Raw genomic sequence first — 25,889 nt, forward strand, 5'->3', positions numbered from 1 at the left:
CCAACGGCACCGCCACGGTGATCAACAGCCTCGGCCTGTCCGGCAACAACTTCACCGCCCCGGTCCACTTCCGCTGGGGCGCCCGAGCCTCCATCGACCCCCTCAACGGCGACTGACGTCGAGGACTTCGGTCAGGATGTCGAGGGCTTTGTGCAGGTCGGCGGTTGACGGGGTCGCGTAGCCGATGACGAGGCCAGGTGGGCCGGGAGTGGTACGGCGGTACTCGGACAAGGGGGCCACGACGACGCCGGCCGCCCGGGCCGCCGCCGCGACTTGAAGATCGTCGATTTGGTCGGGGAGCAGGAGTGTGATGTGCAGGCCGGCGTCCTGGCCGATGATCTGGCCGTACGGCGATAGCACGGTGCACGTGTGGGTGCGGCGGTCGGCGTACAGCCGCCGGCCCTTGCGCACGGCCTGATCGAGGTAGCCGTCGCGGAGCATCGCGAGCAGCGCGGCCTGCATCGGCCAGCCGGGCCAGTCGCCGGACATCGCGCGGAAGGTGGCCAGGCGGTCGACCATCTGCTCGGACGCGACCAGCCAGCCGAGGCGCAGCGCGGGGCTGAGCGTCTTCGAGAGTGTGCCGAGGTGGACGACCAGGTCCGGGTCGAGCTGGGCCAGCGCGGGCAGCGGCGCGACGTCGTACCGGAACTCGCTGTCGTAGTCGTCCTCGATCAGCATCGCCCCGGTCCGCCGCGCCCATCGGACCAGTTCGTTGCGTCGGGCAACGGATAGCCGGCCGCCGAGCGGGTACTGGTGCGACGGCGTGACGTAGACCGCCGGTACGTCGGTCAGCGCGGACACTCGCAGGCCGTCCTCGTCCACCGGGACGTCGACGATCTCGAGCTGATGGTCGCGGGCGGCGACCACCGCGTTCAGGTAGCCGGGGTCCTCGATCGCGATCCGGTCCCGCGGTCGCCGGGTGACCGTGAGCAGCAGCCGGAGGCCGTGCACGGTGCCGTTGGTGACGAGTACGTTCTCGGGTCCGCACGCAATCCCGCGAACCCGGCCGACGTGCTCGGCCAGTGCAGCCCGGAGTGCGGGCAGTCCGGCGGCTTCGTCGTACCCGCGGGGCGGCGACTGGGTCGACACCTCACGCCAGGCGCGGCGCCAACCGGGGTCGGGCGTCGGTGCGATGTACGGGATGCCAGGTCGCAGGGTGAGCAGGTTGGTGCCGGGATCCGGCCGATGAGTCGGGTGCCGCCGTACGGCGGGCTGCAGCGGTACGACGTCCGTCACGAACGTACCGGCGCCGGTCCGGCCCTCGATCCAGCCTTCGGCATGCAACTGGTCGTACGCCGCCTGCGTCACGGACCGGGAGACGGAGAGCTCCCGCGCGAGGTCGCGGGTGGATGTGAGCCGATGGCCGGCCTGGAGCCGCCCGTCCAGGACCGCGGCCCGGAACTGCTCGGCCAGCTGCAGGTGCAGCGGCACACCGGCGGCGCGATCGATCGTCAGTGGGAGTGAGCTCTCCACGAATGGACTACCTGATTCGTGCGGGAATGGACCGTGCCAGCATGCCACTCCCGACCCCAGCCTGATTACATGACAGTGCTTTTGGCCGGGCCTCCGGCGCCGGCAGGGTCATGGGGCTTTTACTCCCGGCCTTCCCTCGTCGCTCCGGTCGCTCCGGTCGCTTCGCTCCCTCCACTCCTCAGTCCAGGCCGGGAGGCCCCATGACCACACCGCTCCAGCCGACTGCCCGGACTTCTCTGCGTCGTTCGAAGGAGCGGGCCGCCTCCGATCGCCAGGTTCTCGCCGACGTTCTTCTCGACGGGATGTTCTGTCACCTGGGCGTGGTGGTCGACGGCGATCCGCTGGTGCTGCCGACGGCGTACGGGGTGGATCTGGATCGCGGACCCGACGGGACGTTGTACCTGCACGGCTCGGTCGCGGCGCGCAGCGTGGTCGCGGCGCCGGACCAGACGATCTGCGTCACCGTCACCCACGCGGACGGGCTCGTGCTGGCGCGGTCGGCGTTTCACCACTCGGTCAACTACCGCTCGGCGGTCATCTTCGGCGTACCGCGGCTGATCACCGATCCGGACGAGAAGCTCCACGGCCTCAACCGCATCGTCGACCACCTGGTCCCCGGCCGCTCCTCCGCCACCCGTCCGCCCAACCGCAAGGAACTGGCGAAGACGTCGGTACTCGCGCTCTCCCTCACCGAAGCGTCCGTCAAGACTCGCTCCGGACCCGCAAACGACGAGGAGCAGGACCTCGACCTGCCCTACTGGACAGGCGTGATCCCGCTCCACGTCGTCGCCGGCGAACCGGAGAACAACCCTGACTGCGACCTCTTGGTCCCCGCGCACATCCGCGCCCGAGCGAACCGACTAGGCGCACCGTCTTAGGCGACCGTCCCCTTGTTGTAGGTCTTCTGGGCCCAGAAGTATCCGACCAGCGCGATCGCCACGCACCAGGCGATGGAGAGCCAGCCGGTGCCAGGGTCCATCGGCGCCCCCAGCAGCAGGTGGCGCAGAGTGTCGATGATCGCCGTGAACGGCTGGTACTCGGCGAACCAGCGGATGCCGCTCGGCATCGACTCCAGCGGGATGAAGGTGTTGCTCAGGAAGGGCAGCAGCAAGCTGATCGGCAGGACGATGTTGCTCGCCCCCTCCGGGGTCTTGCTGGTCAGGCCCAGGGCGATCGCGAACCAGGTCAGGGCGACGGTCAGCGCGATCAGCAACGCGCCCGCCAGCAGCCAGTCGGTGAACGACGCGTTCGGGCGGAACCCGATCAGGACGGCGAAGCCGATCACCAGGGCCAGGCTGACGATCGTCACCAGCACATTGCCCAGCACGCGCCCGGTCAGCACGGCCGGCCGGAAGATCGCCATCGTCCGGAACCTGGCGACGATGCCCTCGGTCATGTCCATCGCGGCGCCGACCGCGGGAGACATCGTCCCGGAAGCGATCGACATCAGCAGGATGCCCGGGGTGAGGAAGTCGATGTAGTCGAAGCCCTTCCCACCGCCGAGACCGGCGGAGAAGGTGTCGCCGAAGATGAGGCCGAACAGCAGCATCATGATCACCGGCATCCCGACGGCGCCGAGCGACAGGGCGGGGTAGCGCTGCGCGTGCCGCAGGTTGCGGCGCAGCATCGTGGCGGTGTCTGCCATCGGGTAGGACACGGTGCTCATTTGCTCGTCACTTTCTCGTCGGCGTTCTCGTGGGTGGGCTGACCGGTGACGGCGAAGAACACGTCATCCAGGTCGGGGGTGTGGACAGTCAGTTCGTCGACCTCGAGGGAGGCGTCGTCGATCCGGGCCAGCAGAGCGCGCAGGCTGTGCACGCTGCCGTCGTTCGGCACCTGCAGGACCAGGGACTCGTGGTTCGGCACCGCGGTCGGCAGCACCTGACCGGCCAGCGAGAACTCCTCCGGCGAGGTGAACCGCAACCGGATGTGCCCGCCGGGTGCGAGCCGCTTCAGTTCCTCCGCGGTGCCCTGGGCAACCAGCCGGCCATGGTCGAGTACGGCGATCCGGTCGGCGAGCTGATCGGCTTCGTCGAGGTACTGCGTGGTGAGCAGGACCGTGACGCCACCGGCGACCAGTTCCCGGATCAGCTGCCACATGCTGTGCCGGCTGCGCGGGTCGAGACCGGTGGTGGGCTCGTCCAGGAAGATGATCCGCGGGTTGCCGACCAGCGTCATCGCCAGGTCGAGCCGCCGCTTCATGCCGCCGGAGTACGTCATCGCCATCTTCGGACCGGCCTCGACCAGGTCGAACCGCTCCAGCAGTTCGTCCGCCCGGCGGCGGCCCTCGCGGCGGCCGAGGTGGTACAGGTCGGCCATCATGATCAGGTTCTCCCGGCCGGTGAGCAGGCCGTCGACCGCGGAGAACTGGCCGGTGACGCCGATCGCGGCCCGGACGTCCTCGGGGTTCTGGTGCAGGTCGTACCCGGCCACCCGGATCTCGCCGGCGTCGGCGGTGATCAGGGTGGACAGGATCTGGACCGCGGTGGTCTTGCCGGCGCCGTTCGGGCCGAGCAGGGCAAAGATGGTGCCTTCGGCAACGTTCAGGTCGATGCCGTCGAGCACGAGTTTGTCGCCGTACGACTTGTGCAGTCCACGGACGTCGATCGCTGCTGACATGGGTCTTCCTCGAGTGAATTGTGGGCAGGGTGAACCTGACCCAGTGGCTGAAGGGTCTGTGGGAGGCGATTCAGGGCGTGCTGATCCAGCCGGCCGGCCCGCTGGCAGGCGCCGGATCAGAGTTGTTCAGTTGGCCGGACTAGATGTCGAGGTCTTCCACCACGGGATGGTTGCCGGCTTCCTCGACCAGTTCGTAGAGGTCCTCGGGGATCAACTCGCGGAGCTCCTCGATGGTGTCGACGACATCGAGGGTGGCCTCGCCCTGGGCCATGCTCCAGGACTGGTCGGAGCTCCAGTTGCCGATCCAGGAGCGCCAGCCGCTCAGGTACTGCTCGTCGTCGGCGCCCATGCTGTAGAGGTTGCTGCGGTCCGCGTGCAGCACGAACTTGCCGGTCCGGCTCCGGTAGACCTTGAAGGCCTCGTAGCCGTTCTTGCTGGACCGGCCGCCCTCGGCGAGCAGCACGCCGGAGAACCGCTGCTTGCGGCCGGCTCCCCGGCCCACCCGCACGGTGATCTCGTCGTACCCCTCGAGTCGGCCTTCCTCCAGTTCGACGTACTTGCGCAGTGCGATCGAGATCGCCGAGGACAAGTTCCCAGCGAGCTCCTGCGCCTTCTTGTACAGCGGCAGGTCGTCGTCCGACACGTAGATCGTCTTGTTAGGCATTCGCCCTCCTCCTACGTAGAACTATACGCAGAAGGCTACGCAGATGTCTACATATATCTCTACGTAGACGCGGAGCCGGCCGCGACGAGGTCGTCGCGGCCGGGCTCGGGTGATCGGTGGCTCAGCTGGGTGAGTAGAGCCAGGGCTGCTTGAGGTCGTAGAACTCCGGCGGACCGCCGGCGAGAGCGTTCATCTCGTCCATGTCCGCCTGCAGTTCCGGCGGGACCTCCTTCTGCTCTCCTTCGCGGGCCTCGGCCTCGGTGGTGAAGTACATCGCCATCGTGTAGTCGCCTTCGTCGTACATGGCGACCTCGCTGCCGAGGATCTCGGGCCGGAATGCGGCCCATTCGTCCCGGTGCTGCCCCATCACTTCACGCGCGCGCTCCGGGTTGCTGCCGGCGCCCTGCATGACCTGCACGAAGCCGGCCGAGTCCGGGTTCCCCTGCAGATCCAGGACCACGTCCTCGGTGTCGTGGAAGGTGGCACCACTGCTGAGCAACGACGAGAACTCGTGCCACCACTTGTCCTGCGCCGGCGAGTCGCTGTTGCGCCGGGCGGCGTCGGCGGAGTCGAAGCGAGCCAGCGCGATGAACCGTCCGTCCGCGGTGACACCAGCCGTGGTCCCCAGCCAGCCGGACGCCTCGGGCGCCAGTTCTTCCATCCACCGATCCATCGCGGCGTGTGCCTGCTCGGTGTCGGTGACCTGCCCCTGAATGACCTGAACGAACATGGTGAGACCCTCCCCGTCTCCTCGGGCCGTAGGTCGGCGTTCTCGACGTTACGCCCGGCTCTCCGCCTCGTCGACGGCCGTTATCGTGACGGTCCGCTGACGCTTCGCACGCTGGGTGCGGGCGAGCATCAACAGGCTCGCAACGACACCGGTGACCCCGAGAGTGATCAGTCGGGCGTCGGTTTTCCACAGGCCGAAGACGAACCAGCAGGACAGCTCGCCGAAGACCAGCGCCCAGGTCCCCTGCGAGATCCCGGTCGGCCGGGACGTCCGGTACGCCGTCCAGAGCGAGGGCGTGACCTGGATGATCGAAGCCGCGGCGAGCAGGGTTCCCAAACCGATCCGGCCACCCACGACGGTGGCGATCACGAGCAGACCGGCCCAGCCACAGATCCAGCCGATCGCCCGCCGGTTCACCGCACCACGCCGTACCAGCATCACCGAGACGGTGCCGGCCAGCATGGTGGCGGCTGTGGACGGAAGGCTCGCGGTCCAGTAGCCCGAAGCCATGAAGTAGCCGAACCAGGCCGCGTTGTCGATGCTCGTCAGCGTCGCCCACGACCAGGAGATCCCGGCCGTGTCGCCGGTCCGGCGGAGCTTGAGGATCTGCGGGAGGTACTGCGGAATCCCGAAAACGGCGGCGGCGATGGGCAGAAGGTCGAGCATGGCGCAAGATTACGGCCGAATCGGCGACGATATCGTGCGAATTCATGCTCGCCAGAAGGCAGCAAGGGTAGGATCTTTGCCGTGGATGCGATCGATCGCAACATCCTTGCGGTACTGCAGGCAGAGGGCCGGCTGACGGTGACCGAGTTGGCCCAGCGGATCGGGCTGAGTGCGGCGCCTTGTCATAGGCGGTTGCGGGAGTTGGAGCGGTCCGGGGTGATCTGTGGATATCGCGCGGTCATCGATGGGGCCGCGGTCGGTCACGGGTTCGAGGTGCTGCTCGCGGTGACGATGGACCGGGAGGAGTCGGTGGTCGCGTTCGAGGCCGGGCTGGCGGAGATCCCGGAGGTAGTGCACGCCGAGCGGCTGTTCGGGGAGCCGGACTACTTCGTCCGGGTGGCGACCGCGGACATCGCCGCCTTCCAGCGACTGCGCGACGAACGGCTGGCGAGATTGCCCGGAGTGCAGCGGCTCACCTCGACGATCGTGATGAAGAAGGTCGTGGACAACCGCCCGCTGCCAACGTGAACGGTGTGGAAACTGACCTGCTCAAACCCGATTTATCCACAGATTTGGCCGAGTTTCGGCCGGATTCGGTGGAGAAGTCGGGGATGAGCTGGGGATAACTTCCCGAAATCGGTGTGCACAGCTGGGGACACAGATGTGGATAAGCTCAGACCCACTGGGTCGAGACCACGAAGCCGACGGCGATCAGGCCCATGCCGATCAGCAGGTTCCAGTTGCCCAGGTCGTCCATCACCGGGATGTCCTGACCGGCCACGTAGAAGACGACCAGCCAGGCGAGTCCGAGCAGCCAGCACGCCAGCATCAGCGGCGCCACCCAGACGCGGCTGGAGGTACGCGGCTTCTTCGGCGTCTTCTGCGCCTTGACCTTCTCGGTCTTCTTCTTGTTGCGACTGCTCGACTCGGGCACGACTGAACTCCTTGTAAGGACGCATAAGCTAACCGCCGTGGACCTGTGCGGGTCCGGTCCGGGGTAGGGCCTGCCTCATGGTCCCACGCCTACTGCGCGGCACTCGGCACGGCACCGCGCCAGCACGCCGATGCACCGCACCGAGCACCTGCTCGCTACGGCGTGGGACCATGAGGCAGGCCCTAGCGTAGTGCAGAGAGCAGCATGGAGATCACGGGTGCGTAGGTTCAAGCGGATTTCGTTGTGGCGTGCGGTCGCGCCGCTGGCGCTGCTGTGCGCCGGTCTGCTGTTCGCGACCAGCGCCACCAACGCCCGTGGCACCGACCTGCGGCCCAGTCGCAACACTACGCTCGCCGGGCTCGTCGAGGAACAGAGCCGGCGCAGCGCGACCCTGGTTCGCCAGCACGCGGCGCTGACCCATGACATCGAGGCCCTGCAGGCACAGCAAGGATCGATCGATCCGAAGCTGGCCAAGCAGCTCGACGACCTGTCCGAGCAGGTCGGGACCAGGCCCGTCACCGGGCCCGGCCTCACCGTCACGCTGCGAGACGCGCCGCCCGAGGTGGTCAAGGACAACCCCGACGTGGACGAGAACTGGCTCGTCATCCACCAGCAGGACATCCAGGCCGTGGTGAACGCACTCTGGGCCGGCGGCGCCGAGGCGATGTCGATCCAGAACCAGCGGGTCATCTCCACCACCGGGGTCAAATGTGTTGGGAACTCGGTCGTCCTGCACGGTGTGCCCTACCTGCCGCCGTACGCGATCACCGCGATCGGCGACCGGCGGAAGCTGCAGAAGGCGCTGGACGACTCGCAGTACATCGAGAACCTGCAGGACTACGTGGTGAAGTTCCAGCTCGGGTACGACGTGAAGAGCCAGTCCTCGATCCAGATGCCGGCCTACGAAGGCACTCTGGACCTCCAGAGCGCCACAGTCCCCGGTTTCGAGCACACCCCTTCGGTCAGCCCCACAGCCAGCGGACGGTAGCTGTCACAATGGTTCGCATGCCGCGGATCCTTGTCGTCGACAACTACGACTCCTTCGTCTACAACCTGGTGCAGTACCTGCAGCAGTTGCAGGCCGATACGACCGTCCTGCGCAACGACGAGGTCACCCCTGACCAGGTCGGCGAGTACGACGGAGTCCTGCTGTCGCCCGGTCCCGGTACGCCGGAAGAGGCCGGCGCGTGCGTGGACATCGTCAAGGAGAAGGGCAGCGAGGTCCCGATCTTCGGCGTCTGCCTCGGCCTGCAGGCGATCGGTGTCGCGTACGGCGGTGTCGTCGGGCGCGCGGACGAGTTGCTGCACGGGAAGACCAGCCAGGTGTTCCACGAAGGCGCGGGCGTGCTCGCCGGACTCCCGTCGCCGTTCACCGCGACCCGGTACCACTCGCTGGCGATCGCCCAGGACACCGTGCCCGACGAGCTGCAGGTGACGGCCCGGACCGAGGCCGGCGTGATCATGGCGGCCCGGCACCGCGACCTCCCGGTCGAGGGAGTGCAGTTCCATCCAGAGTCCGTGCTGACCGAGGGCGGCCACCGGATGCTGGCCAACTGGCTGGCAATCTGCGGTGACCCCGACGCTGTCGCCCGCTCGGCGGGCCTGGCCCCGATCGTCAGCTCAGCCGGCTGACCCACAGCACGAGAAAGCCCCCCGCGGATTCTCCGCGGGGGGCTTCTTCGTGTCAGCCGCCGATCGTGATCGGTGGCGTGTTCGGATCCTGGGGAGTGTCCGTCGGCGTCGGCGTGTTCGACGGTGTGTTCTCCGGCAACTGGTTGATCGTCAGGGTGATCGTGCTCCCCTTCGGGGCCTTGGTGCCGGCCTTCACGCTCTGCTTGAGCACGGTGCCGTCGACCGCGTTCGGGTCCTGCCCGGTCGCATAGCCGACCTGGAAGCCGAGCTTCTTCAACTGGTCGGCCGCGTCGTCAGCCGGGACGGTGACGACATCCGGGACGTCGACCAGCTCCTTGCCGCTCGACACCGTCAGCGTGAACACCTGACCGCTCGGGTACTGCCCGCTCGGGTCCGGGCTGACCGCGAGCACGGTCCCCTCCTTCTCCGCGCTGTCCTGTTTGACCGTCTCTTCCTTGACCTTGAAGTTTCCGGCCGTGCCTTCCAGAGCCTTGCGGGCAGCCGACTCGGACTTGCCGATCACGTCCGGCACCGGGAACGCGCTCCGGCCGGACGAGAACACCACGGTGACGGTCGAGCCCTGCTCGGCCTCGGTCCCCGCTTCCGGCGTCTGCCGAATGGCGGAGCCGCGGCCGACCGTGTCGCTGGTCTCCGCCGGTCCCACTGCGAGCTTCAGGCCCTTGTCGCTGAGCAACTGGGTCGCGTCGGCCACGGACTTCCCGCTCACATCCGGTACGGCGACCTTGGCCGACGGCGTGTTGGTCGCCGTACCACTGCCCTTGTTGTCGTTGCCGAGGTTGGTGAACAGCGCGTAGGCGCCGACCGCGACCGCGACGATGGCCAGGCCGAGCAGGAAGTACGCGAGGCCCCGGTTGCGCCGGGACCGGCTGTCCAGCTCCAGGTCGTCGTCGCCCGGAGGGAGCAGGTCGTCGTCGCCGGCCTGCCGGTACGCCTGGGTCGCGGCGGTCGCCGCCACAGCGGTCGGGGCCATCGCCCGGGTTTCCGACATCGCCCCCACCGGCGCCATCGGCGCGGTGACCTGCTGACCGGCCAGCACTCGGTGGATATCCTGCCGCATTTCCGACGCGCTCTGGTACCGCTCCTCGCGGCTCTTCGCCAGCGCCTTCAGGACGACGGCGTCGACCTCCGGCGGGATGTCCGGGTCGAACGAGGACGGCGGTAGCGGCTGCTCGCGGACGTGCTGGTAGGCCACCGACACCGGGGATTCGCCGACGAACGGCGGGCGGCCGGTGAGCAGTTCGTAGAGCAGGCAGCCGGTCGAGTACAGGTCGGAGCGGGCGTCCACGGTCTCGCCTCGGGCCTGCTCCGGTGACAGGTACTGCGCCGTACCGATGACGGCCGCGGTCTGGGTCATCGTGGACGACGTGTCGGCGACCGCGCGAGCGATCCCGAAGTCCATCACCTTGACCTGGCCCTGCGGGGTCAGCATCACGTTTCCGGGCTTGATGTCGCGGTGCACGATGCCGGCCCGGTGGCTGTAGTCGAGCGCCTCGAGCACGCCGGAGGTGATCTCCAGCGCCCGCTCCGGCATGATCTTGCGACCCTCGCGGATCAGGTCGCGCAGCGTCTTGCCGGTGACCAGTTCCATCACGATGTACGGGATGGTGACGCCGGAGCCGTTCGGGTCCGGCTCCTCGCCGGTGTCGTAGACCGACACGATGGTGGGGTGGTTCAGGGAGGCGGCCGACTGGGCTTCCCGGCGGAATCTGGCCTGGAAGGTGGCGTCACTGGCCAGGTCGACCCGCAGACGTTTGATCGCGACGGCCCGGCCGAGCCGGTTGTCCACGCCCCGTCGGACGTCGGCCATGCCGCCGCGGCCGAGCGGTTCGCCTTCTTCGTATCGGCCGCCGACGAGACGTGCCTGCGATGTCATGACCTCAGCCTTCCAACCTGTCCGGAAACACACTCAATTTGCCCACGGTAACGGCAGCCACACGTGGAACCCCGTTGGAAAGACGCGCTGTCACGGCATCATTCCGTATCGTCGTCATTGGCCTAGCACCGCCTCCATCACCTTCTTGGCGATCGGTGCCGCCAAGGTGCCGCCGGCGATGTCGTTGCGCGGGATGTTCGCGTCCTCGATCAGCACGGCCACCGCGACCTTGGGGTCGTCGGCCGGCGCGAAAGCGGTGAACCAGGCGAACGGCGGGCGCTCCTTCGTCGTCTGCGCCGTACCGGTCTTGCCGGCCACCTGGACACCGTCGATCCGGCCCGGCTTGCCGGTGCCGTTGTTCACGACGTCGACCATCATCGCGGTCAGCTGGCTCGCGACCTCCGGAGTGATCGCCTGGTGCAGCGACTCCGGCTTCGTCTCCGACACTGTCTTCAAATCCGCGGTCTTCACGTTCTGGACCAGATAGGGCTTCATCACCTCGCCCTTGTTCGCGATGCCGGCGGCAACCATCGCCATCTGCAGCGGCGTGGCCCGGACGTCGAACTGGCCGATCGCGGACTGCGCGGTCTGCGGCGCGTTCGGGTCGCCGGGGAACTGGCTCGCGGCCACACCGGACAGCTCGCTCAACGGGCGCTCGCCGAAGCCGAACTTGGCGGCCTGGTCGCGCAGCGCGTCCGGACCGAGGTCCATGCCGACCGAGCCGAACGCGGTGTTGCAGGAGTACCGCAGCGCGATCGTCAGGGTCGCGTTGTTGCTGCCGCCGCAGTTCTTGCCGTCCTCGTTGACCAGCGGAGTGGTGGTCTGCGGCAGCGGCAACTCGGCCGGCGAGTTCACCTTGGACTCCGGCGTGTACTTGCCGCTGGACAGCGCGGCCGCCGCGGTGACCAGCTTGAAGGTCGAACCCGGCGGATACGTCTCCTGGGTCGCCCGGTTGGTCAGCGGCTTGTCCTTGTCGGCGTTCAGTGTCTTCCAGGCGTTGCCGACCGCGTCCAGGTCGTGTGAGGCCAGCTTGTTCGGGTCGTACGACGGCCGGCTCGCCATCGCGAGAATCCGCCCGGTCTTGGGCTCGATCGCCACCACCGCGCCGGTCTTGCCGGCCAGGCCGTCGTACGCCGCCGCCTGAGCCGCCGCGTTCAGGGTCAGCGTGACGCTGCCACCCTGCTGCGGCCGGTTGCTGATCACGTCGATGATTCGGCGGAACGCCATCGACGGATCGGAGCCGTTCAGCTCGGAGTTCATCGTCAACTCGATGCCGCTGCGGCCGAACAGGTACGAGTAGAACCCGGTGACCGGGGCGTACGTCGGTCCGGACGGGTAGGTGCGCTGGTACTTGAACCGGTCGGTGGACGGCTTGCTCTGCGCGATCGGCGTACTCCCGATCAGGATCGGGCCCCGGTTGACCGAGAACTGCGAGTCGCGCACCCGGCGGTTGTCGTTGCGGCCGTTGAGCTCGTTCGCCCGGAAGGCCTGCAGGTACGTCGAATTCGCCATCAGCGCGAGCATCAGGATGATCGCGGCCACGGCCAGTCGTCGGATCGCTGAGTTCACTGCTTCTGCACCGCCATCGCGATCGTTTCGTCGGACACTGGAGCGGCCGGGGTCTGTGGCCGGCGAGCCTGGTCGCTGATCCGCAGCAGCAGCGCGATGATCGCCCAGTTCGCGACCAGCGACGTACCGCCGAGCGCCATGAACGGCGTGGCCAGACCGGTCAGCGGGATCAGCCCGGTGACACCGCCGACGATCACGAACACCTGCAGCGCGAACGACATCGCCAGACCGGTCGCGATCAGCTTGCCGAAGATGTCCCGGCAGCCGAGGGCGGTCCGTAGACCACGCTCGATGATGAGCGTGTAGATCAGGATGATCGCGATCAGCCCGGTCAGGCCCAGCTCCTCGGCGAACGAGGAGATGATCATGTCGCTGTTCGCGTAGAGGGTGATCTCCGGGCGGCCCTGGCCGAGCCCGCGGCCGAGAATGCCGCCCCAGGCCTGGCCCATCAAGCCGTTCGCGACCTGGCCGCCGTCGATCGAGAACGGGTCCAGCCAGTCCTGGATCCGTTTGTGGACGTGGCCGAAGGTCTGGTACGCGAAGTACGCGCCGCCGACGAACAGCAGGCCACCGATGATCAGCCAGCCGGCCCGTTCGGTGGCGACGTACAGAAGGAAGAGGAACAGGCCGAAGAACAGCAGCGACGAACCGAGGTCGCTCTCGAACACCAGCACACCCAGGCTGACGAACCAGGCGATCAGGATCGGACCGAGGTCGCGGGCCCGCGGCAGGTCGAGGCCGAGGAACCGGTGCCCGGCAAGCGTCAGCACGTCGCGCTTCACCACCAGGTAGCCGGCGAAGAAGACGACCAGGCACACCTTGGCGAATTCACCGGGCTGGAAGGACATCCCGGCCAGCCGGATCCAGATCCGGGCGCCGTTCAGGTTGACGCCGAGGCCGGGGATCAGCGGCAGCACGAGCAGCACCAGACCGGCCAGTCCGGCGGTGTAGGTGAGGGCCTGCAGGCGGCGGTGATCTCTGATCACGAGGATCACCACCAGGAACAGGATGATGCCGACCGCGGTCCAGGTGATCTGCTGCGGTGCGGCGGCCGCCTTCGGGGTCCGGCCGTTCGCCTCCGCGACCGCGGCCAGGCCGAGGTCGATCCGGTGGATCATCGCGACGCCGAGCCCGTTTAGCAGCACGGCACACGGCAGCAGGACGGGATCGGCGTACGGCGCTCTGTAGCGCAGGGCGAAGTGTGCGATCAGGGCGAGCAGGCCGATGCCGGCCGCGTAGTACCCGGTGCTGGCCGGCACCTTGTCCTGGACGGTGATGCCGATGTTCACGTACGCGCCGACGGAGACGCCTATCGCGATGATGAGCAGCAGCAACTCCACCCCGCGCCGGGTGCGCGGGATGATCTGGATGACCGAGGTCGAGGCGATGCTCATCGGACCCCGTCACAGTCGTCCGGGTCGACCGGCGTACTAGGCGTGCTGGACGGTGCGGTGGACGGGCGCGTCGTCACCGGAGTGGTTGCCGGCGGCTTCGGTGGCGTGGACACGGGCGGCGTACTCGGCTTGGGAGTCGGGGTCGGCTTGGGCTTGGCGCACGCGTCGGCGGTCCGTTGCAGCTCACTGACGATCGCGTGCGCGCCGGCCAGGTCGTCGGCCTGGATGTTGCCTTCCACCTGCTGCCGGCTGTACGTCGGCAGCTTGTCCACCTGCAGGGACTGCCGCTCGTACACCTTCGACAGCGTCAGGCCAGGCAGGTCGGCTTCCACTCCCTTGAAGATCGCCACGTAGTCGCCGTCGGTGCCGACGTAGTACTGCTTCTGCGTCCAGCTGTACGCGAACCAGCCGCCGCCGACGATGAGGCCGAGAACCACCACCAGTACGGCGATCCGTCGCAACCAGGGGAACCGCTTCGGGGCGCGTGGCGCGTACCGGAGCTCCTCCGGGTCGAGCCCGGCTCCGTGACCACCGCCGTGACCGCCACCGGCGCCGCGGACGGCGACCGTCGGCTCACCGCGGCCGGTCCCACCCTGCGCCAGCTCAGCGGCGGCGCCGACGAGTTGTGCCGAGGTCCCACTCGTGGGTGGCGTCTCGACCACGTCCGCCACGACGCACGTGACGTTGTCGTTGGACCCGGCCTCGAGGGCGTGCGTGATCAGCTCCACCACGACGGAGTCCGGCGTACCGTCGGCCATCGAGGCGGCGATCGACTCGTCGCTCACGTAGTCGGGCAGACCGTCGCTGCACAGCATCAGCCGGTCGCCGGCCCGGACGTCGAGGATCTCCAGGTCCGGATCGGAGTCCGGCCGGCCGTCCAGCACCCGCAGGATCAGGTTGCGGTGCGGGTGGGTGAAGGCCTCCTCCTGGGAGATCCGGCCCTCGTCCACCAGCGACTGCACGAAGGTGTGGTCGTGGCTCAGCTGATACAGCAGCCCGTCCCGCATCCGGTACGCGCGGGAGTCGCCGAGATGTGCCAGCCCGAGCTGCTTGCCGTCGAACATCAGCGCGGTGACGGTCGAGCCCATCCCCTCGCGCTCGGGGTCCTCCTCGACCAGCTCGGACAGCCGCTCGTTCGCCCGGTGCACCGCACCGGCCAGCGCCTCGATCATGTCCTCGCCGCTGATCTCGCCCGTGTCCAGCCGCCGGATCACCTGGACCGCCGCCGAGCTGGCCACCTCACCGGCGGCCGCACCACCCATCCCGTCGGCGAGCAGCAGCAGGTGCGGACCGGCGTACGCCGAGTCCTCGTTGTTGCGGCGCACCCGTCCGACGTCGGACAGTGCGGCGTAGTCGAGCGAGAGGGTCATCGAGGCAGGCCTACTTAGCGATGTTCAGCGTCGTCCGGCCGATCCGGATCGAGCCGCCGATCTCGGCCGGCACCGGGCGGGTCACCCGCTGGCCGTCCAGATACGTGCCGTTGGTGGAGCCGAGGTCCTCGACCCACCACTGGCCCTCGGACTGGAACAGCCGCGAGTGCCGGGTGGAAGAGTAGTCGTCATCCAGCCGGATCTGACAGTCCGAGCCGCGGCCGATGATCACCGGTTCGTCGACCAGGGTCGCGCCGACACCGGCCTGCGGGCCGTCCGCGATCGTCACCGATCCGGGCAGGCCCTTGCGCTTCTTCACCGGTTTGGTGGGCTTCGGCGTACGCGAGACCTGCGGCGCGACGGCGACCGCCGCGCGGCTGTCCACCTTCGCACCGAACAGGTCGGACCTGATCACGGAGAGCACCGCGAGGACGAACATCCACAACAGGGCCAGGAACCCCAGTTTGATCAGGGTCAGGGTCAGTTCCGACATGACGGGCCGGTCACCACCCGCTGCTCGGCGGCTGGGCCATCGGCTCGTCCGCGAGACGCAGCGTCATCGTCGTGTTCCCGATCCGGACGGTCGAGCCGTCGACCAGCTCGGCCTCGGTGGTCCGCCGTCCGTTCACCAGCGTCCCGTTGGTGGAACCCAGGTCGACCAGCACGACCCGGACACCGCCCGGGCCCTCCGGCATCAGCCGGATCTCGGCGTGCCGCCGGGACACGCCCGGGTCGTTGATCTGGATGTCCGCGTCGGTGCCGCGGCCGAGCACCACGCCGGGCGGATTGACCGGGCGGCGCCGGCCGTTCACCTCGAGCATCACCTGCGGGTGACCCCGGCGCGGTGGCTGCTGCGGTGGCGGCGGCGTGCTGTGCATGACCGTCTGGCCGTCGTTCGGCGGCACGTAGGGCTCCTGCTGGTAGGGCTGTTGCTCGTAGGCGGGGGGCCGTCGTTGCGGCGTACCGACCGTGGCACTGACCACCCGGAACCTACCGGTCGGCAGGTCGTCCTGCTGGGTCAGCTCGATCTCGATCGGTCCGGAGAACGTGTACCGCTGGATGTCGGCGTGGTCGCGCAGCTCGTTGGCGAGCTCCGAGTTCAGCGTCTTGCCGTAGGCGTTCAGCCGCTCGAAGTCACCCGGTCCGAGCTCGATGGTGAAGTGATTCGGCACCAGCCGCCGGTCCCGGGACAGGATCCGCGCGGTGTTGTCGATCTCACGCTTGAGCGCCGCCGCCAGCTCGATCGGCTCGACGTCGCCCTTGAACGCACGCGCGAAGACACCGCTCACAATGCCTTCCAGGCGTCGCTCGAAGCGCTGCAGCGGTCGCACGCCTCCTCCTCCACGGTCGGTACTCCATAGTTGGTCCACCGGTCGAGGCGGACACACCGGGTACGACGATCGATCGTATCGGGAGGTTCGACCGAACCCGCAATGTGAAGCTCCGGGACATCCCGTGCTACTGTTCCTTCTCGGTTGCAGGTGACCAGGTGAGAGCCGGGTCAGAGCAGTCAGCGCGCGGGTGGCGGAATAGGCAGACGCGCACGGTTCAGGTCCGTGTGCCCGAAAGGGCGTGGGGGTTCAACTCCCCCCTCGCGCACAGCAAGTCCCGGTCGACGACCGGGACTTCTTGCATTTCCGGACCGCGCGCAGGGTTGTCGATCACGCGCCGTGCCGGTCCACGCTTCTGTCGGTGCCGGATGCGACCGTAGGGCGATGACGGGGATTCGGGTCGGCATTGCTCAGCCGACGATCAGCGCGGACGCGCGCGTGAACGGGGAAACCGTGCGCGCGTCGATGCGGAAGGCAGCGGCCAAGCGGGCCCGGTTGGTGCAGTTTCCCGAAGGGATGCTGAGCGGGTACGCGAAGGAGCAGATCGCGGACTGGTCGGAAGTCGACTGGGACGTGGTTCGTGCGGAGCTCGAGCAGATCATGGCGCTCGCGGCGGAGTTGCGGCTGTGGGTCGTGCTCGGGTCGGCGCATCCGCTCACGCCACCGCACCGGCCGCACAACAGCCTGTACGTGATCTCCGACACGGGCGAGCTGGTCGACCGGTACGACAAGCGATTCTGCTCACACACCGAGATCAACCACTTCTATTCACCCGGCTTCGACCCGGTGGTGTTCGACGTCGACGGGTACCGCTTCGGCTGCGTGGTCTGTGTCGAGATCAACTTCCCCCACCTGTTCAGCCAGTACGAACGTCTCGGCGTCGAGTGCCTCCTGCTCTCGGCGTATCCGGTGGACACGGTGTTCGAGCTGAAGGCCCGCGCGCACGCCGCGATCAACTGCTACTGGATCGCGATGTCCCTGCCCGCCCAGACCCTCGACCTGATGCCGTCCGGCCTGATCACCCCAGCCGGTACGTACGCCGCCCAGATCACCGGCCAGGCCGACCTCACCGTCATCACCCTCGACCGCGAAGACCCCAGCCTGACCGTTCCCCTCACCCACGCCCGTCCCTGGCGCGCCACCGCCCTGAAGGGCGACATCTACCGGACCCGGGCCGTCACCGACCCGCGCTCCAGCAACCGCACGATGCCCTGATCCGCGTCAGTCGTTGTCGGCTGACTGGAAGGCCTCGATCTCCACGTCGTACGCCGCGCGCAGCATCATCGACGCCTGCGGCTCACCGGCGATGTCCGCGAGCTGCGAGCCGAGCAGCGCGGTCATCCCGACCTTGCCCTCGTAGATGGCGTCCTGGTCGCGGAGTTCGACGTACTTCTCGAGTGCGTCGACGGCCATCCGGAACGCCGCTACCGGGTCAGCCGCGTAACTCAGCTGGGCGGTGACCGCCGTGAAGAACGCCTCGGTGGCCGGTGCATCGAGTGACTGTGACGTCGCCACGGCGTCCGCCAACTCGTCGAGGTCCACCTGGTCACCGCTGGCCAACCGGTCGCTGACCAGGTAGAGATCGACGACAGCGGACTCCCGTGTCTCCCCGGCGAACGCCGCCCGCGCCCGATTGGCTGTCGGTGCACCCACCGAGCCCGGACCGAAGTACTGCTCGACCAGCTCGTCGAGCGCCGCCTTCTGCTCCCCCGAGAGCTCACCCGAGCGCGCGGCCTCCGCGATCGAGCCGAGCATGTCGGCAGTCGCCTGCTCGTCTCCGGTCGCGATCATGCGCAGCGTCCAGTCGGTCCAGTGGCCGGTGGTGAGAGCTGCTACCGACGCCTGCGAGGTGAGCAGGTTGCGGAGCATCAGCTTCTGCGCCTGGCGATCGCCGCTGTCGGCGGCCGCGTAGGTGCCGGCGTCGACCCCGGCCAGATCGCCGATGTCGAGGTAGATGGGCTCGTCGTCAGACATGTGCTTCCTCCCCCTTGAGGGCGCGTCGCGCCCGGTCGAGTTGCTCGTCGTCGGCCGTCAGCCAGTGCAGCCGGCGGAGGGCGGCATCGAGAAAGGTCTTGTTGTCGCCGAACGGCAGCAGGTGCTTTCGCAGCTCCACCGCGGCGGCGATCAAGAGGTACGAGTCGCCGAGGATGCGCTCGATACTGCGTGCCTGGGCGACGATCACTTGGGCCTTGCGTTCGCGACCGACGGCTGTGTGACGTAGCTCGCCGTACGAGCGCAGCATCGACACGACGATCGCCGCCTGCGACGTATGCGGCAGCTCGTGATCGGTTGCGGTGAAGTGATCCCCATCGTGCTCGGCGAGCGCGCGAAGGTCGTCGTCGATCGCCTGCGCGAGGAGGGTGGGCAGCTCGTGCCGGAGGTGGTCGCGCGCGGCGCGAAGGTGGTCCTCGCTTCCACTCGCGAGATACCGCGCCGCCCACTCTGACCACGTGCTCGGCTCGTTGAGGTGCGGACGGCCGAGGTACAGATCGGCCGCGCCGTGCTGGACGAAACATCCCCACGCCGCCGGGTGATAGCCATCCTCGGCGAGCTGCTGACGCGCGAGCAGTACGGCGTCGGCCAACGGGGCGTCTTTGGCGAAGTAGTACAGCAGCGCGGTGAACTCGGCGGCGAGGTGGTCCGGCACCATGTACGCAGCCGCGATCGCTCCCGGTGCTCCCGCGCGTACGAGCGCTGTCACGAAGCCGTGCTCGTGACCGGTCCGCAACTGCCGGCTGCGGCCGGCGAGGCACGCACTGAGCAGGGTGAACGGCGCCGGCGCCGGCCTGATCGCCTCGAATCCACGCGCCGTCAGGCGCTTGCCGGGACCGAGCGGGAGCTCCTCGCCGATCCGGTCGGCGAGCCCGTGGCCGACGTAGTGCAGCAGGTCGATCCCGGCGCCGAGGTCGTGCACGAGCGCCGACGGCTCAGGCCCCCGGTGGACACTCGCCGTCATGCCGAGGTCGGCAGCAGCCGCGACGGCCAAGGTTGTCTCCGCGTCGGCATGGACGAGCGCATCCTCGGCCCGGACGACGATCGCCGCGCCCGTCGGCCGGGCGTTCACCAGGTTGCGCGACAAGGACAGGTTCAGGTCGCGGAGTGCCGGCGAGCGAACAATTCGTTGCCGGAGACCGAGGTAGGTCGTGCCGTCGTGCAGAATCTCGACCGGCAGTTCGCCGAGGTCGGTGCTGCTGTCCATCACCACGGCAAGCACCCGCACGCCGTCGATGTGCTCACGGATCTCCGGATCGAGCGCTTGCCACATCGCCTGACAGACCTGCACGTGGCGAGGGCTCGGCGGGCTCGCCGCCGGGATCACCCGGCCCGACAGACGGTCTGTCGCGAGCCGCTGCTCGGCGATGAGGTCCCCGACCACCGCCGCCGCGTCGCGGTCGAGAAGCTGGACCGCCACGTCCCCGCGCCCGGGTGCGAGCGAAACAAGGATGACGGCGTCGGGCACGGACTCGATGACCAGCACTCCGGTCGACGTGGTTTGCAGCCGCTCGAGCAGCACGGTGATCTCGGAGTGGAACGCCGCGTCCGGCTGCTGCTCCATCGTCCGCAGGACGCGACAGAACTTGCCTTCCTCTTCCTTGAGCGCGAACACCAGGTGCAGGAAGCGAACGACCGCGCGGCTGTCGGTGGGGTCGAGCCGCGCAGCCTCCAGCTTCAGCCAGAGCCGGTAGACGAGGTCGAGGCCCTGACGGACATCGAGGTCCGATCCGCCGGCGGTCGACTCCGCCAGCACGTCTTCGTAGCGGGCGGCGAGCTCGGCCAGTTCCTCGATCAGCCCACCGTCTCGCCCCAATTGGTACTTCGTGAAGGCGACGGCGTACCGGGTTCGGAGTGCTGCCTCAACACCTACCTGTTCACCGACCTCGGTCGCTGAACTGAACGCCTCCAGCGCATTCTCGAGCTGCCCGAGCTTGGCGTACTGATTCGCGGAGTTGAACGTCAGTTGGCCGCGCAGGATCACGATCTCGGGTTGATCGGCGAACCCCTCGAGCCGCCGCAAGCCATCGCGCAACACGGTCAAGGCACGCTCCGAGTCGCCACACCGGTCGTAGACATCTCCGAGCGTGAGCGCGAACCTGGCCCGGACCAGGTCGGCCGCGGGGGCGAAGCGGTCGATCCAGCCCAGGTAGTTTTCGGCGACCTCCTCGGCCAGGTCGACGCGATGCACATCGGCAAGGAGACCGAGGACGAGCGTGGCGCTGCGCGCGAACTCGACAGCGAGCCTGTCGGCGAGCCATGCCGTGAAGATCTCGGTGTCACTGAGCTTCGGCGGTGGGTCTGGCGAGGACAACACAGCGAGCAACGCCCGCGCCGGCGGTACGACGATATCGAGGCTCGGCCCGTTGGCCAGGTCGAGCCACCGCTCCCACGATGCTCGCGCCGGGCTGATCGCCTCGCGGGGTTCATCGAGAGCGACCCAGCACCGCGTCTCACCGGCGAGCAGTTCGGCGTCGACCACCGAATCGAGCGGTACGTCGCTGAGCCCGCGAGCGTCCTCGAGCCAGCGCAACGCCTGGCGGGGTTGGCCCTGCCGCATCGCCCGCTCCGCCTCGGCCCAGCGCCGGAACACCCGCTCGAGCAGCGCGCGGTCGTCGTCGGGTGGAACGCCGTTGAGCCCCCGGCGCGTGCAGTAACGGTGCAGGAGCACCTCGAAGGCAGGCATCTAGGACCGCCCCCAGAATGGGAAGTCCTTTCTCCGGCCGATCAGCTCGTAGCCCACGAAGTTCGCCCTGCCCGGAAACGTGTACACGGCCTCACACTTGCTCCGGACCTCGCGGTTCATCGCGACTCCGGGGACGAGTCCGGCCAACGGCAGCCCGGGGATCGCGAGGGTGACCTCGAGCTCGGTCTCGCGGGAGAACTCCACGGTCAGGCGCTCGGTCACACCCTTGTCGTCCGAGCTCAGGTCCCAGCCGACGCCCGCCGGATGCGCCCGGAGAGGTCGCCGGGCCGCATCGGTGAAGCAGAGCGCGCAGGGCTGCAGGGGCTCGACATAGGAGTTGATGACCGCTTCGACGTCGACTCGGAGGTCCTCCGACGCGTCGGCGTCACGGCCGCGGAACTTCCGCAGCCGGACGTCGATCCAGGCGCCGAGCGCGAAACACTGGTCACGCTGGCCGAGATCGCGCTCGGCTCCGAAGCTGAACTTGCGCCCGGACCCGCCGCCCAGCCCCATGACCTTCAGTTGCACCGCCGCGTGCTGGGTCCCGGCGACCTCGAGCTGGAGCCGGCCGGTTCCTCCCGGTGGGACGTGGAAGGCCAGCCACTCGAGCTTGGTCTGGTGCGTCCCGAGATCGGCGACCAACTGCATCCCGCGGAACTGGTCGAGCAGATTCCGCATGATGCCCCGGTCCCCGGCCCGTCCGACCTCCTGCTGGTCGACGTACTGCTCGAGTGCGGCCGAGGCCGCGTCGTCGTCCGCGTCCCCGAGCCGTTCGACGACCGAGGCCATCCCCTCCAACGGTGCGTCATCGAGGACTACCAATCCATCATCGGTGTCCATCGCCCCTCCCGCCCACGATGACGGACCCCTCCTCACAACAGCTAGGCACGAATCAACCAACGACGCAAGACGGGAAGCCCGCCGATCAGCCGGTCGGCGCGCCCGCTCCGACGGTCGGATGACTGCGTGAGTCGGCCGTTGGGCTGACGTCATGGCGGGGCCGTGGGTGAGAGGGTGCCAGGCATGGAGCAGGCGTTGGAGTTGGTGGGGCTGACGAAGGTGTTCGGGGCTGAGCGGGCGGTGGATGAGCTCAGCTTGAGTGTGCCCAAGGGGTCGTTCTTCGGGATGTTGGGGCCCAATGGGGCCGGGAAGACGACGTCGTTGTCGATGGCGGTCGGACTGTTGCGGCCGGACGCGGGGACGGCGCGGATCTTCGGGGCGGACGTCTGGGCCGAGCCGGTGAAGGCGAAGGCGCTCGTGGGCGTGCTGCCGGACGGGCTGGGGATGCCGGAGCGGTTGACCGGGCGGGAGGTGCTTACGTATCTCGGTCTCTTGCGCGGACTGCCGGAGGACGAGGTCGCCGCGCGTACGTCGGAACTCCTCGAGGTGCTCGAGCTCGATCACGAGGACGACAAGCAGGTGATCGGGTACTCGACCGGGATGCGCAAGAAGCTCGGACTGGCAGTCGCGTTGCTGCACGCACCGCGGTTGCTCGTGCTGGACGAGCCGTTCGAGGCGGTCGACCCGGTGTCGGCGGCGACCATCCGGACGATCCTGAACAGGTTCATCGCCGGCGGTGGTTCGGTGGTGATGTCGAGTCACGTGATGGCGCTGGTCGAGCAGTTGTGCGACCGGGTGGCCGTCGTCGCCGACGGCAAGGTAGTTGCCAACGGCACCATTGCTGAGGTGCAGGCCGGCGGCAGCCTGGAGGATGCGTTCGTGGCGCTGGTCGGTGCATCCACTCGCGGCGCGGAGGGGTTGTCGTGGCTCTCGGCCTGACCTATGCGACATCCCACACGCTGGTCCGGGTGCGCCTGGCCGCGTTCCGGCACGCGCTGAAGGACCAGAACCGGCTGACCTGGATCGTGGGCGGCGGGCTCGTCGGCCTGGCGCTCGCCGGCGGCCTGATCTGGGCCGCGGGCAAGGGCGACCTCGATGTTCTCGTCGTCGGGCTCGGCGTGTGGATGCTCGGCTGGGTGATCGGCCCGATGTTCGCGGGCGGCGGTGACGAGACGCTCAAGCCGGAGTACTTCAGCATGCAGCCGCTGTCGCCGCGCACCCTGTCGGCCGGTCTCCTGACCGCCGCCCTGGCCGGAGTCGCGCCCGTCATCAGCCTGCTGGCACTGCTCAGCCTCGTCGTCGTCGGCACCCAACTCTCGATCGCCGCAACCCTGATCGCCTTACCTGCGGTCGTTCTGCAGCTCCTGTGCTTCGTACTGGCGTCGCGGCTGGCCGTCGCGGTGTACGGCGTACTCCTGCAAGTGCGGTCCGGTGCAGTGATCGCGGCACTCGTCAACGCGTTCATCCTCGCCTTCACCGCGCAGGGTTGGGCGCTGATCGTCGCGTTCGTGTCCACCGACGTCCAGGGCACCGTAGCGAAAGCCGCACGCATCGCACCGTCAGGCTGGGGCCTGGTCGCGGTTGAGGCGGCCGGCCGCGGAGACTGGCTCCGAGCACTCGGAGCACTCGTCGGTCTCGTGCTCTTCGCCGCGTTGATGTTCGCCGTTTGGTCAGCTCTCCTGGTCCGACGTACGACGGCCACGCGGATCGGACGCAAACCACGGCGACCGCTGTCCGCCACCGGTCCGGGCAGTGCAGCAGGTGCCAAGGAGCTGCGGTCCTGGACACGCGACCTGCTCTACGGTCACCGGGCCGTGTTCGCGATCAGCTACGGGCTCTTCTTCTGCCTGATGCCACTCGCGATCGGATGGGCGGCCATGCTGCCGTGGGCGGGGCCGGCGGCGGTCGTGATGGCCGGTTCGATGTCCTCCAACCTCTATGGCTCCGACGGTACGGCGCTCTGGACCACGCTGATGATTCCGGGATCAGCCCGGCCGGATGTGCGCGCACGACAGCGCGCATTCCTTCTCGTCTTCGGTCCGCCCACGCTGCTGATCACTCTGCTGCTGACCTGGTGGTCGGGCTACGCCAGCGCCTGGCCGCTCGTGCTCAGCGTGCTGCCGGCGCTCCTCGGTGGCGCGGCCGGTCTGGTCGTGGCCTGCTCCGTGTACGCCGCCGTACCGACGACCGACGCGCACAAGCGGTCCGGCAATCCGCTCAACTCGGGTGAGAACGAGGGCGAGACCATGGGCATCGTCTACTTGATGCTCGTGCTGGTGGCCCTGACCGGAGGCCCGGCGCTCGTCGCCGCCCTCGCCTGGTCGTGGTGGGGCGTGCCGATCGGTGTCCTGTCCGGCGTGCTGGCGTGGTGGTACTTCGGCCGGCTCGCGGCCCGGCGACTCGACCGACGGGGTCCGGAGTTGCTCACGCTGCTCAGGCACGGTCGATCCGTCATCGGGGAGATCAAGCGGTCCAACCTCGAGAAGCTCCCGCGCTGGCGTCGTACCACGGCCGGGTTCTGCCTGGGGTTCGGTGCGATCCCGCTGTTCCCACAGGCCGTCGTACCGGCGATCTTCTTGCTCACCGGGAACGACGACACCAAGTCGTGGTTTCTCGCCCTCTACGTGGACAAGCCCTGGCAGTGGGTCGTGGTCGCGGCGATGGCCGCGCTGGGCCTGGCGATGTACACCTACGGCGGGCTTACCTATCTGCGCGCGAAGCCCGTTCCGGATGGCTCGGTCGCGGTAGCCGCAGAGTAGGGCTCCCGCGATGGCGGCCCGCGGGGCTCGGGGTGCGGCTGCTCCGGAGCATCCAGACAGCAACGGCGGCCGCGGCGAGCAGGCCGGCGATACCGGCGTAGTCGGTGAGACTCATCATCGTTCTTCTCTCAAGGGCGGTTTCCTCTGTGCCGTCACGGCCCCACCCCACCGCCCCGGCCAGGGGGCGGCGAGTTCCGCGAAGTTCTGACCGGAAGTGACGGTCTCTCACCACAAGCGTGATGGCACAGCGGTGCCGTGTCCTCGGTGTGCCAATGAGAAAGGGCTCGTGCCATCGTTGGAAACCCTGCTTAGGTGGTGCCCGGGAGGTACGGATGATGCAGGACGGCGCGTTACTTGATGCCCGCGAGGAGCAGGCCTACCGGCTGCTGGTCGGCCTGTCCGCGGCGCGGTCCACGGAGCTGGCCGAGGTCGCCGAGCTGACGCAGCACGAGGCGGACGAGGTGCTGCAGCGCCTGCAGGCCAAGGGCCTGGTGACGGTCCAGCAGGCCGACGAGCCGGTGTTCCGCGCGCTCCCGCCGGACGTCGCCCTCGGTACGTCGCTGCTGCGCCGGCAGGAGTCGCTCGAAGCCGACCGGAAGACCGTGGCGGCGTTGAGCGAGGAGTTCCGCGCCAGTGCGAGCCGTCGGGACGCGCACCACCTGGTCGAGGTGATCGTCGGGGCGGCCGCGCTCCGCGAGCGCCTGCGCGACCTGCAGGAGGCCGCCCGCGAGGAGATCCTCTGGTTCTGCCGGGCCAACCCGCTGGCGATGCAGGGCTCCGACAACACCGAGGAGTACGGCGCGCTGTCCCGCGGCGTCCGGTATCGCGCCATCTACGAGCGCGCCCTGCTCGAGAGCCCCGGTGAGCTCGACACCATCGCCGAGGGCATCAGCTGGGGTGAGGAGGCCCGCTCGCTGCCGACGCTGCCGGTCCGGCTCGCGATCGTCGATCGTGCCACCGCGGTCTGCCCACTCGTTCGCGACAACGAACTGGGTATCGGCGAGCCGACGGCCGCCGTGATCAGCCGCGGCCAACTGCTGGACGCGCTGCTCGCGCTCTTCGAGAGCCATTGGGAGCAGGCGACCCCGGTGAAGCTGCAGACCGACGGTCAGCAGGAGACCGAGGGCTTGGACGACTCCGAGCGCTTCCTGCTGTCCTTGCTGGTGGCCGGCGTCCCCGACAAGTCGATCGCGTCCCAGCTGGGGATCAGCCGCCGTACCGTCCAGCGCCGCCTCGACCGGATGATGGCGCTGGCCGGTGTGGACACTCGTACCGGTCTGGCCTTCCAAGCCGCCAAACGCAGCTGGATCTGACAAGAGCCCGCACCCCCGGCCGA

24 protein-coding genes and 1 tRNA gene are annotated in these 25,889 nt (G+C 68.5%); 9 read left to right on the plus strand and 16 right to left on the minus strand.

Annotated elements, in window-relative coordinates; all coding sequences use genetic code 11:
* Positions 1 to 102: 102 nt before the first annotated feature.
* Entirely contained in the window at positions 103 to 1,473 is a 1,371-nt protein-coding gene (locus tag AB0E63_RS09410) for a PLP-dependent aminotransferase family protein (RefSeq protein WP_360363544.1), read from the minus strand.
* A gap of 200 nt (positions 1,474 to 1,673) precedes the next feature.
* On the opposite strand from AB0E63_RS09410, the gene AB0E63_RS09415 reads away from it, so the two are divergent.
* Positions 1,674 to 2,351: a pyridoxamine 5'-phosphate oxidase family protein gene (locus tag AB0E63_RS09415; protein ID WP_360363546.1), complete on the plus strand. Its 678-nt coding sequence runs from the start codon at positions 1,674 to 1,676 to the stop codon at positions 2,349 to 2,351.
* On the opposite strand, the gene AB0E63_RS09420 is transcribed toward AB0E63_RS09415, so the two are convergent.
* From AB0E63_RS09420 to AB0E63_RS09440, 5 genes are all read right to left on the minus strand, one after another.
* Positions 2,348 to 3,139, minus strand: a complete 792-nt coding sequence (locus AB0E63_RS09420; protein ID WP_360363548.1) for an ABC transporter permease — start codon at positions 3,137 to 3,139, stop codon at positions 2,348 to 2,350. The two genes, AB0E63_RS09415 and AB0E63_RS09420, sit on opposite strands and share 4 nt — an antisense overlap.
* On the minus strand, positions 3,136 to 4,092 hold the full coding sequence (locus tag AB0E63_RS09425; protein WP_360363550.1) for an ATP-binding cassette domain-containing protein: 957 nt from the start codon (positions 4,090 to 4,092) through the stop codon (positions 3,136 to 3,138). Before AB0E63_RS09425 ends, AB0E63_RS09420 begins: the two co-directional genes overlap by 4 nt.
* Before the next feature lie 139 nt (positions 4,093 to 4,231).
* Positions 4,232 to 4,756, minus strand: coding sequence for an EXLDI protein (locus AB0E63_RS09430; protein WP_360363552.1), 525 nt, complete (start codon positions 4,754 to 4,756; stop codon positions 4,232 to 4,234).
* A gap of 121 nt (positions 4,757 to 4,877) precedes the next feature.
* Complete coding sequence (locus AB0E63_RS09435) at positions 4,878 to 5,486, minus strand: hypothetical protein (protein ID WP_360363554.1); 609 nt, start codon at positions 5,484 to 5,486, stop codon at positions 4,878 to 4,880.
* Between the two features lie 48 nt (positions 5,487 to 5,534).
* The gene (locus tag AB0E63_RS09440) at positions 5,535 to 6,152 is read right to left on the minus strand and encodes a PQ-loop domain-containing transporter (protein ID WP_360363556.1); all 618 of its coding nucleotides are present in this window, start codon (positions 6,150 to 6,152) and stop codon (positions 5,535 to 5,537) included.
* 81 nt (positions 6,153 to 6,233) lie between these two features.
* Between AB0E63_RS09440 and AB0E63_RS09445 the strand changes: the two genes are divergently transcribed.
* The gene (locus AB0E63_RS09445) at positions 6,234 to 6,680 is read left to right on the plus strand and encodes an Lrp/AsnC family transcriptional regulator (RefSeq protein ID WP_360363558.1); all 447 of its coding nucleotides are present in this window, start codon (positions 6,234 to 6,236) and stop codon (positions 6,678 to 6,680) included.
* Positions 6,681 to 6,825: 145 nt separating this feature from the next.
* On the opposite strand, the gene AB0E63_RS09450 is transcribed toward AB0E63_RS09445, so the two are convergent.
* Positions 6,826 to 7,086 carry a cell division protein CrgA gene (locus AB0E63_RS09450; RefSeq protein ID WP_360363560.1) on the minus strand — a complete coding sequence of 87 codons (261 nt, stop codon included), beginning with the start codon at positions 7,084 to 7,086 and terminating at the stop codon, positions 6,826 to 6,828.
* Positions 7,087 to 7,303: 217 nt separating this feature from the next.
* Here AB0E63_RS09450 and AB0E63_RS09455 point away from each other — a divergent pair, with 217 nt between their 5' ends.
* Positions 7,304 to 8,074: a DUF881 domain-containing protein gene (locus tag AB0E63_RS09455; RefSeq protein WP_360363562.1), complete on the plus strand. Its 771-nt coding sequence runs from the start codon at positions 7,304 to 7,306 to the stop codon at positions 8,072 to 8,074.
* Between the two features lie 17 nt (positions 8,075 to 8,091).
* On the plus strand, positions 8,092 to 8,718 hold the full coding sequence (locus tag AB0E63_RS09460; RefSeq protein ID WP_360363563.1) for an aminodeoxychorismate/anthranilate synthase component II: 627 nt from the start codon (positions 8,092 to 8,094) through the stop codon (positions 8,716 to 8,718).
* 52 nt (positions 8,719 to 8,770) lie between these two features.
* On the opposite strand, the gene pknB is transcribed toward AB0E63_RS09460, so the two are convergent.
* From pknB to AB0E63_RS09490, 6 genes are all read right to left on the minus strand, one after another.
* Complete coding sequence (gene pknB / locus AB0E63_RS09465; protein WP_360363565.1) at positions 8,771 to 10,612, minus strand: Stk1 family PASTA domain-containing Ser/Thr kinase; 1,842 nt, start codon at positions 10,610 to 10,612, stop codon at positions 8,771 to 8,773.
* A 114-nt stretch (positions 10,613 to 10,726) separates the two neighbouring features.
* On the minus strand, positions 10,727 to 12,181 hold the full coding sequence (locus AB0E63_RS09470; RefSeq protein WP_360363567.1) for a penicillin-binding transpeptidase domain-containing protein: 1,455 nt from the start codon (positions 12,179 to 12,181) through the stop codon (positions 10,727 to 10,729).
* Entirely contained in the window at positions 12,178 to 13,575 is a 1,398-nt protein-coding gene (locus tag AB0E63_RS09475; protein ID WP_360363569.1) for an FtsW/RodA/SpoVE family cell cycle protein, read from the minus strand. The genes AB0E63_RS09470 and AB0E63_RS09475 overlap by 4 nt, the downstream gene beginning before the upstream one ends.
* Positions 13,572 to 14,945 carry a protein phosphatase 2C domain-containing protein gene (locus AB0E63_RS09480; protein ID WP_360363571.1) on the minus strand — a complete coding sequence of 458 codons (1,374 nt, stop codon included), beginning with the start codon at positions 14,943 to 14,945 and terminating at the stop codon, positions 13,572 to 13,574. Before AB0E63_RS09480 ends, AB0E63_RS09475 begins: the two co-directional genes overlap by 4 nt.
* 10 nt (positions 14,946 to 14,955) lie before the next feature.
* Positions 14,956 to 15,438, minus strand: coding sequence for an FHA domain-containing protein (locus AB0E63_RS09485; RefSeq protein ID WP_360363573.1), 483 nt, complete (start codon positions 15,436 to 15,438; stop codon positions 14,956 to 14,958).
* A 10-nt stretch (positions 15,439 to 15,448) separates the two neighbouring features.
* Complete coding sequence (locus AB0E63_RS09490; protein ID WP_360363575.1) at positions 15,449 to 16,276, minus strand: DUF3662 and FHA domain-containing protein; 828 nt, start codon at positions 16,274 to 16,276, stop codon at positions 15,449 to 15,451.
* A gap of 184 nt (positions 16,277 to 16,460) precedes the next feature.
* On the opposite strand from AB0E63_RS09490, the gene AB0E63_RS09495 reads away from it, so the two are divergent.
* Positions 16,461 to 16,544: transfer RNA gene (locus tag AB0E63_RS09495), tRNA-Leu, on the plus strand.
* A gap of 116 nt (positions 16,545 to 16,660) precedes the next feature.
* Positions 16,661 to 17,491, plus strand: a complete 831-nt coding sequence (locus AB0E63_RS09500; RefSeq protein WP_360363577.1) for a carbon-nitrogen hydrolase family protein — start codon at positions 16,661 to 16,663, stop codon at positions 17,489 to 17,491.
* Positions 17,492 to 17,497: 6 nt separating this feature from the next.
* Here the strand turns inward: AB0E63_RS09500 and AB0E63_RS09505 are convergent, their stop codons facing one another.
* The 3 genes from AB0E63_RS09505 to AB0E63_RS09515 are packed head-to-tail and all read right to left on the minus strand — an operon-like array spanning position 17,498 to position 21,794.
* Positions 17,498 to 18,250: a hypothetical protein gene (locus AB0E63_RS09505; protein ID WP_360363579.1), complete on the minus strand. Its 753-nt coding sequence runs from the start codon at positions 18,248 to 18,250 to the stop codon at positions 17,498 to 17,500.
* On the minus strand, positions 18,243 to 20,954 hold the full coding sequence (locus tag AB0E63_RS09510; protein WP_360363581.1) for a CHAT domain-containing protein: 2,712 nt from the start codon (positions 20,952 to 20,954) through the stop codon (positions 18,243 to 18,245). Before AB0E63_RS09510 ends, AB0E63_RS09505 begins: the two co-directional genes overlap by 8 nt.
* Entirely contained in the window at positions 20,955 to 21,794 is an 840-nt protein-coding gene (locus AB0E63_RS09515; protein WP_360363583.1) for a hypothetical protein, read from the minus strand. It lies immediately after the preceding gene.
* Between the two features lie 183 nt (positions 21,795 to 21,977).
* On the opposite strand from AB0E63_RS09515, the gene AB0E63_RS09520 reads away from it, so the two are divergent.
* The 3 genes from AB0E63_RS09520 (at position 21,978) to AB0E63_RS09530 (ending at position 25,866) form a co-directional block, all read left to right on the plus strand.
* Entirely contained in the window at positions 21,978 to 22,733 is a 756-nt protein-coding gene (locus AB0E63_RS09520; RefSeq protein ID WP_360363585.1) for an ABC transporter ATP-binding protein, read from the plus strand.
* Complete coding sequence (locus AB0E63_RS09525) at positions 22,718 to 24,553, plus strand: hypothetical protein (protein ID WP_360363587.1); 1,836 nt, start codon at positions 22,718 to 22,720, stop codon at positions 24,551 to 24,553. The genes AB0E63_RS09520 and AB0E63_RS09525 overlap by 16 nt, the downstream gene beginning before the upstream one ends.
* A 332-nt stretch (positions 24,554 to 24,885) precedes the next feature.
* The gene (locus AB0E63_RS09530) at positions 24,886 to 25,866 is read left to right on the plus strand and encodes a helix-turn-helix domain-containing protein (protein ID WP_360363589.1); all 981 of its coding nucleotides are present in this window, start codon (positions 24,886 to 24,888) and stop codon (positions 25,864 to 25,866) included.
* Positions 25,867 to 25,889 lie beyond the last annotated feature (23 nt).

The sequence above is a fragment of the Kribbella sp. NPDC026596 genome (assembly GCF_040638415.1).
Taxonomy (GTDB): domain Bacteria; phylum Actinomycetota; class Actinomycetes; order Propionibacteriales; family Kribbellaceae; genus Kribbella.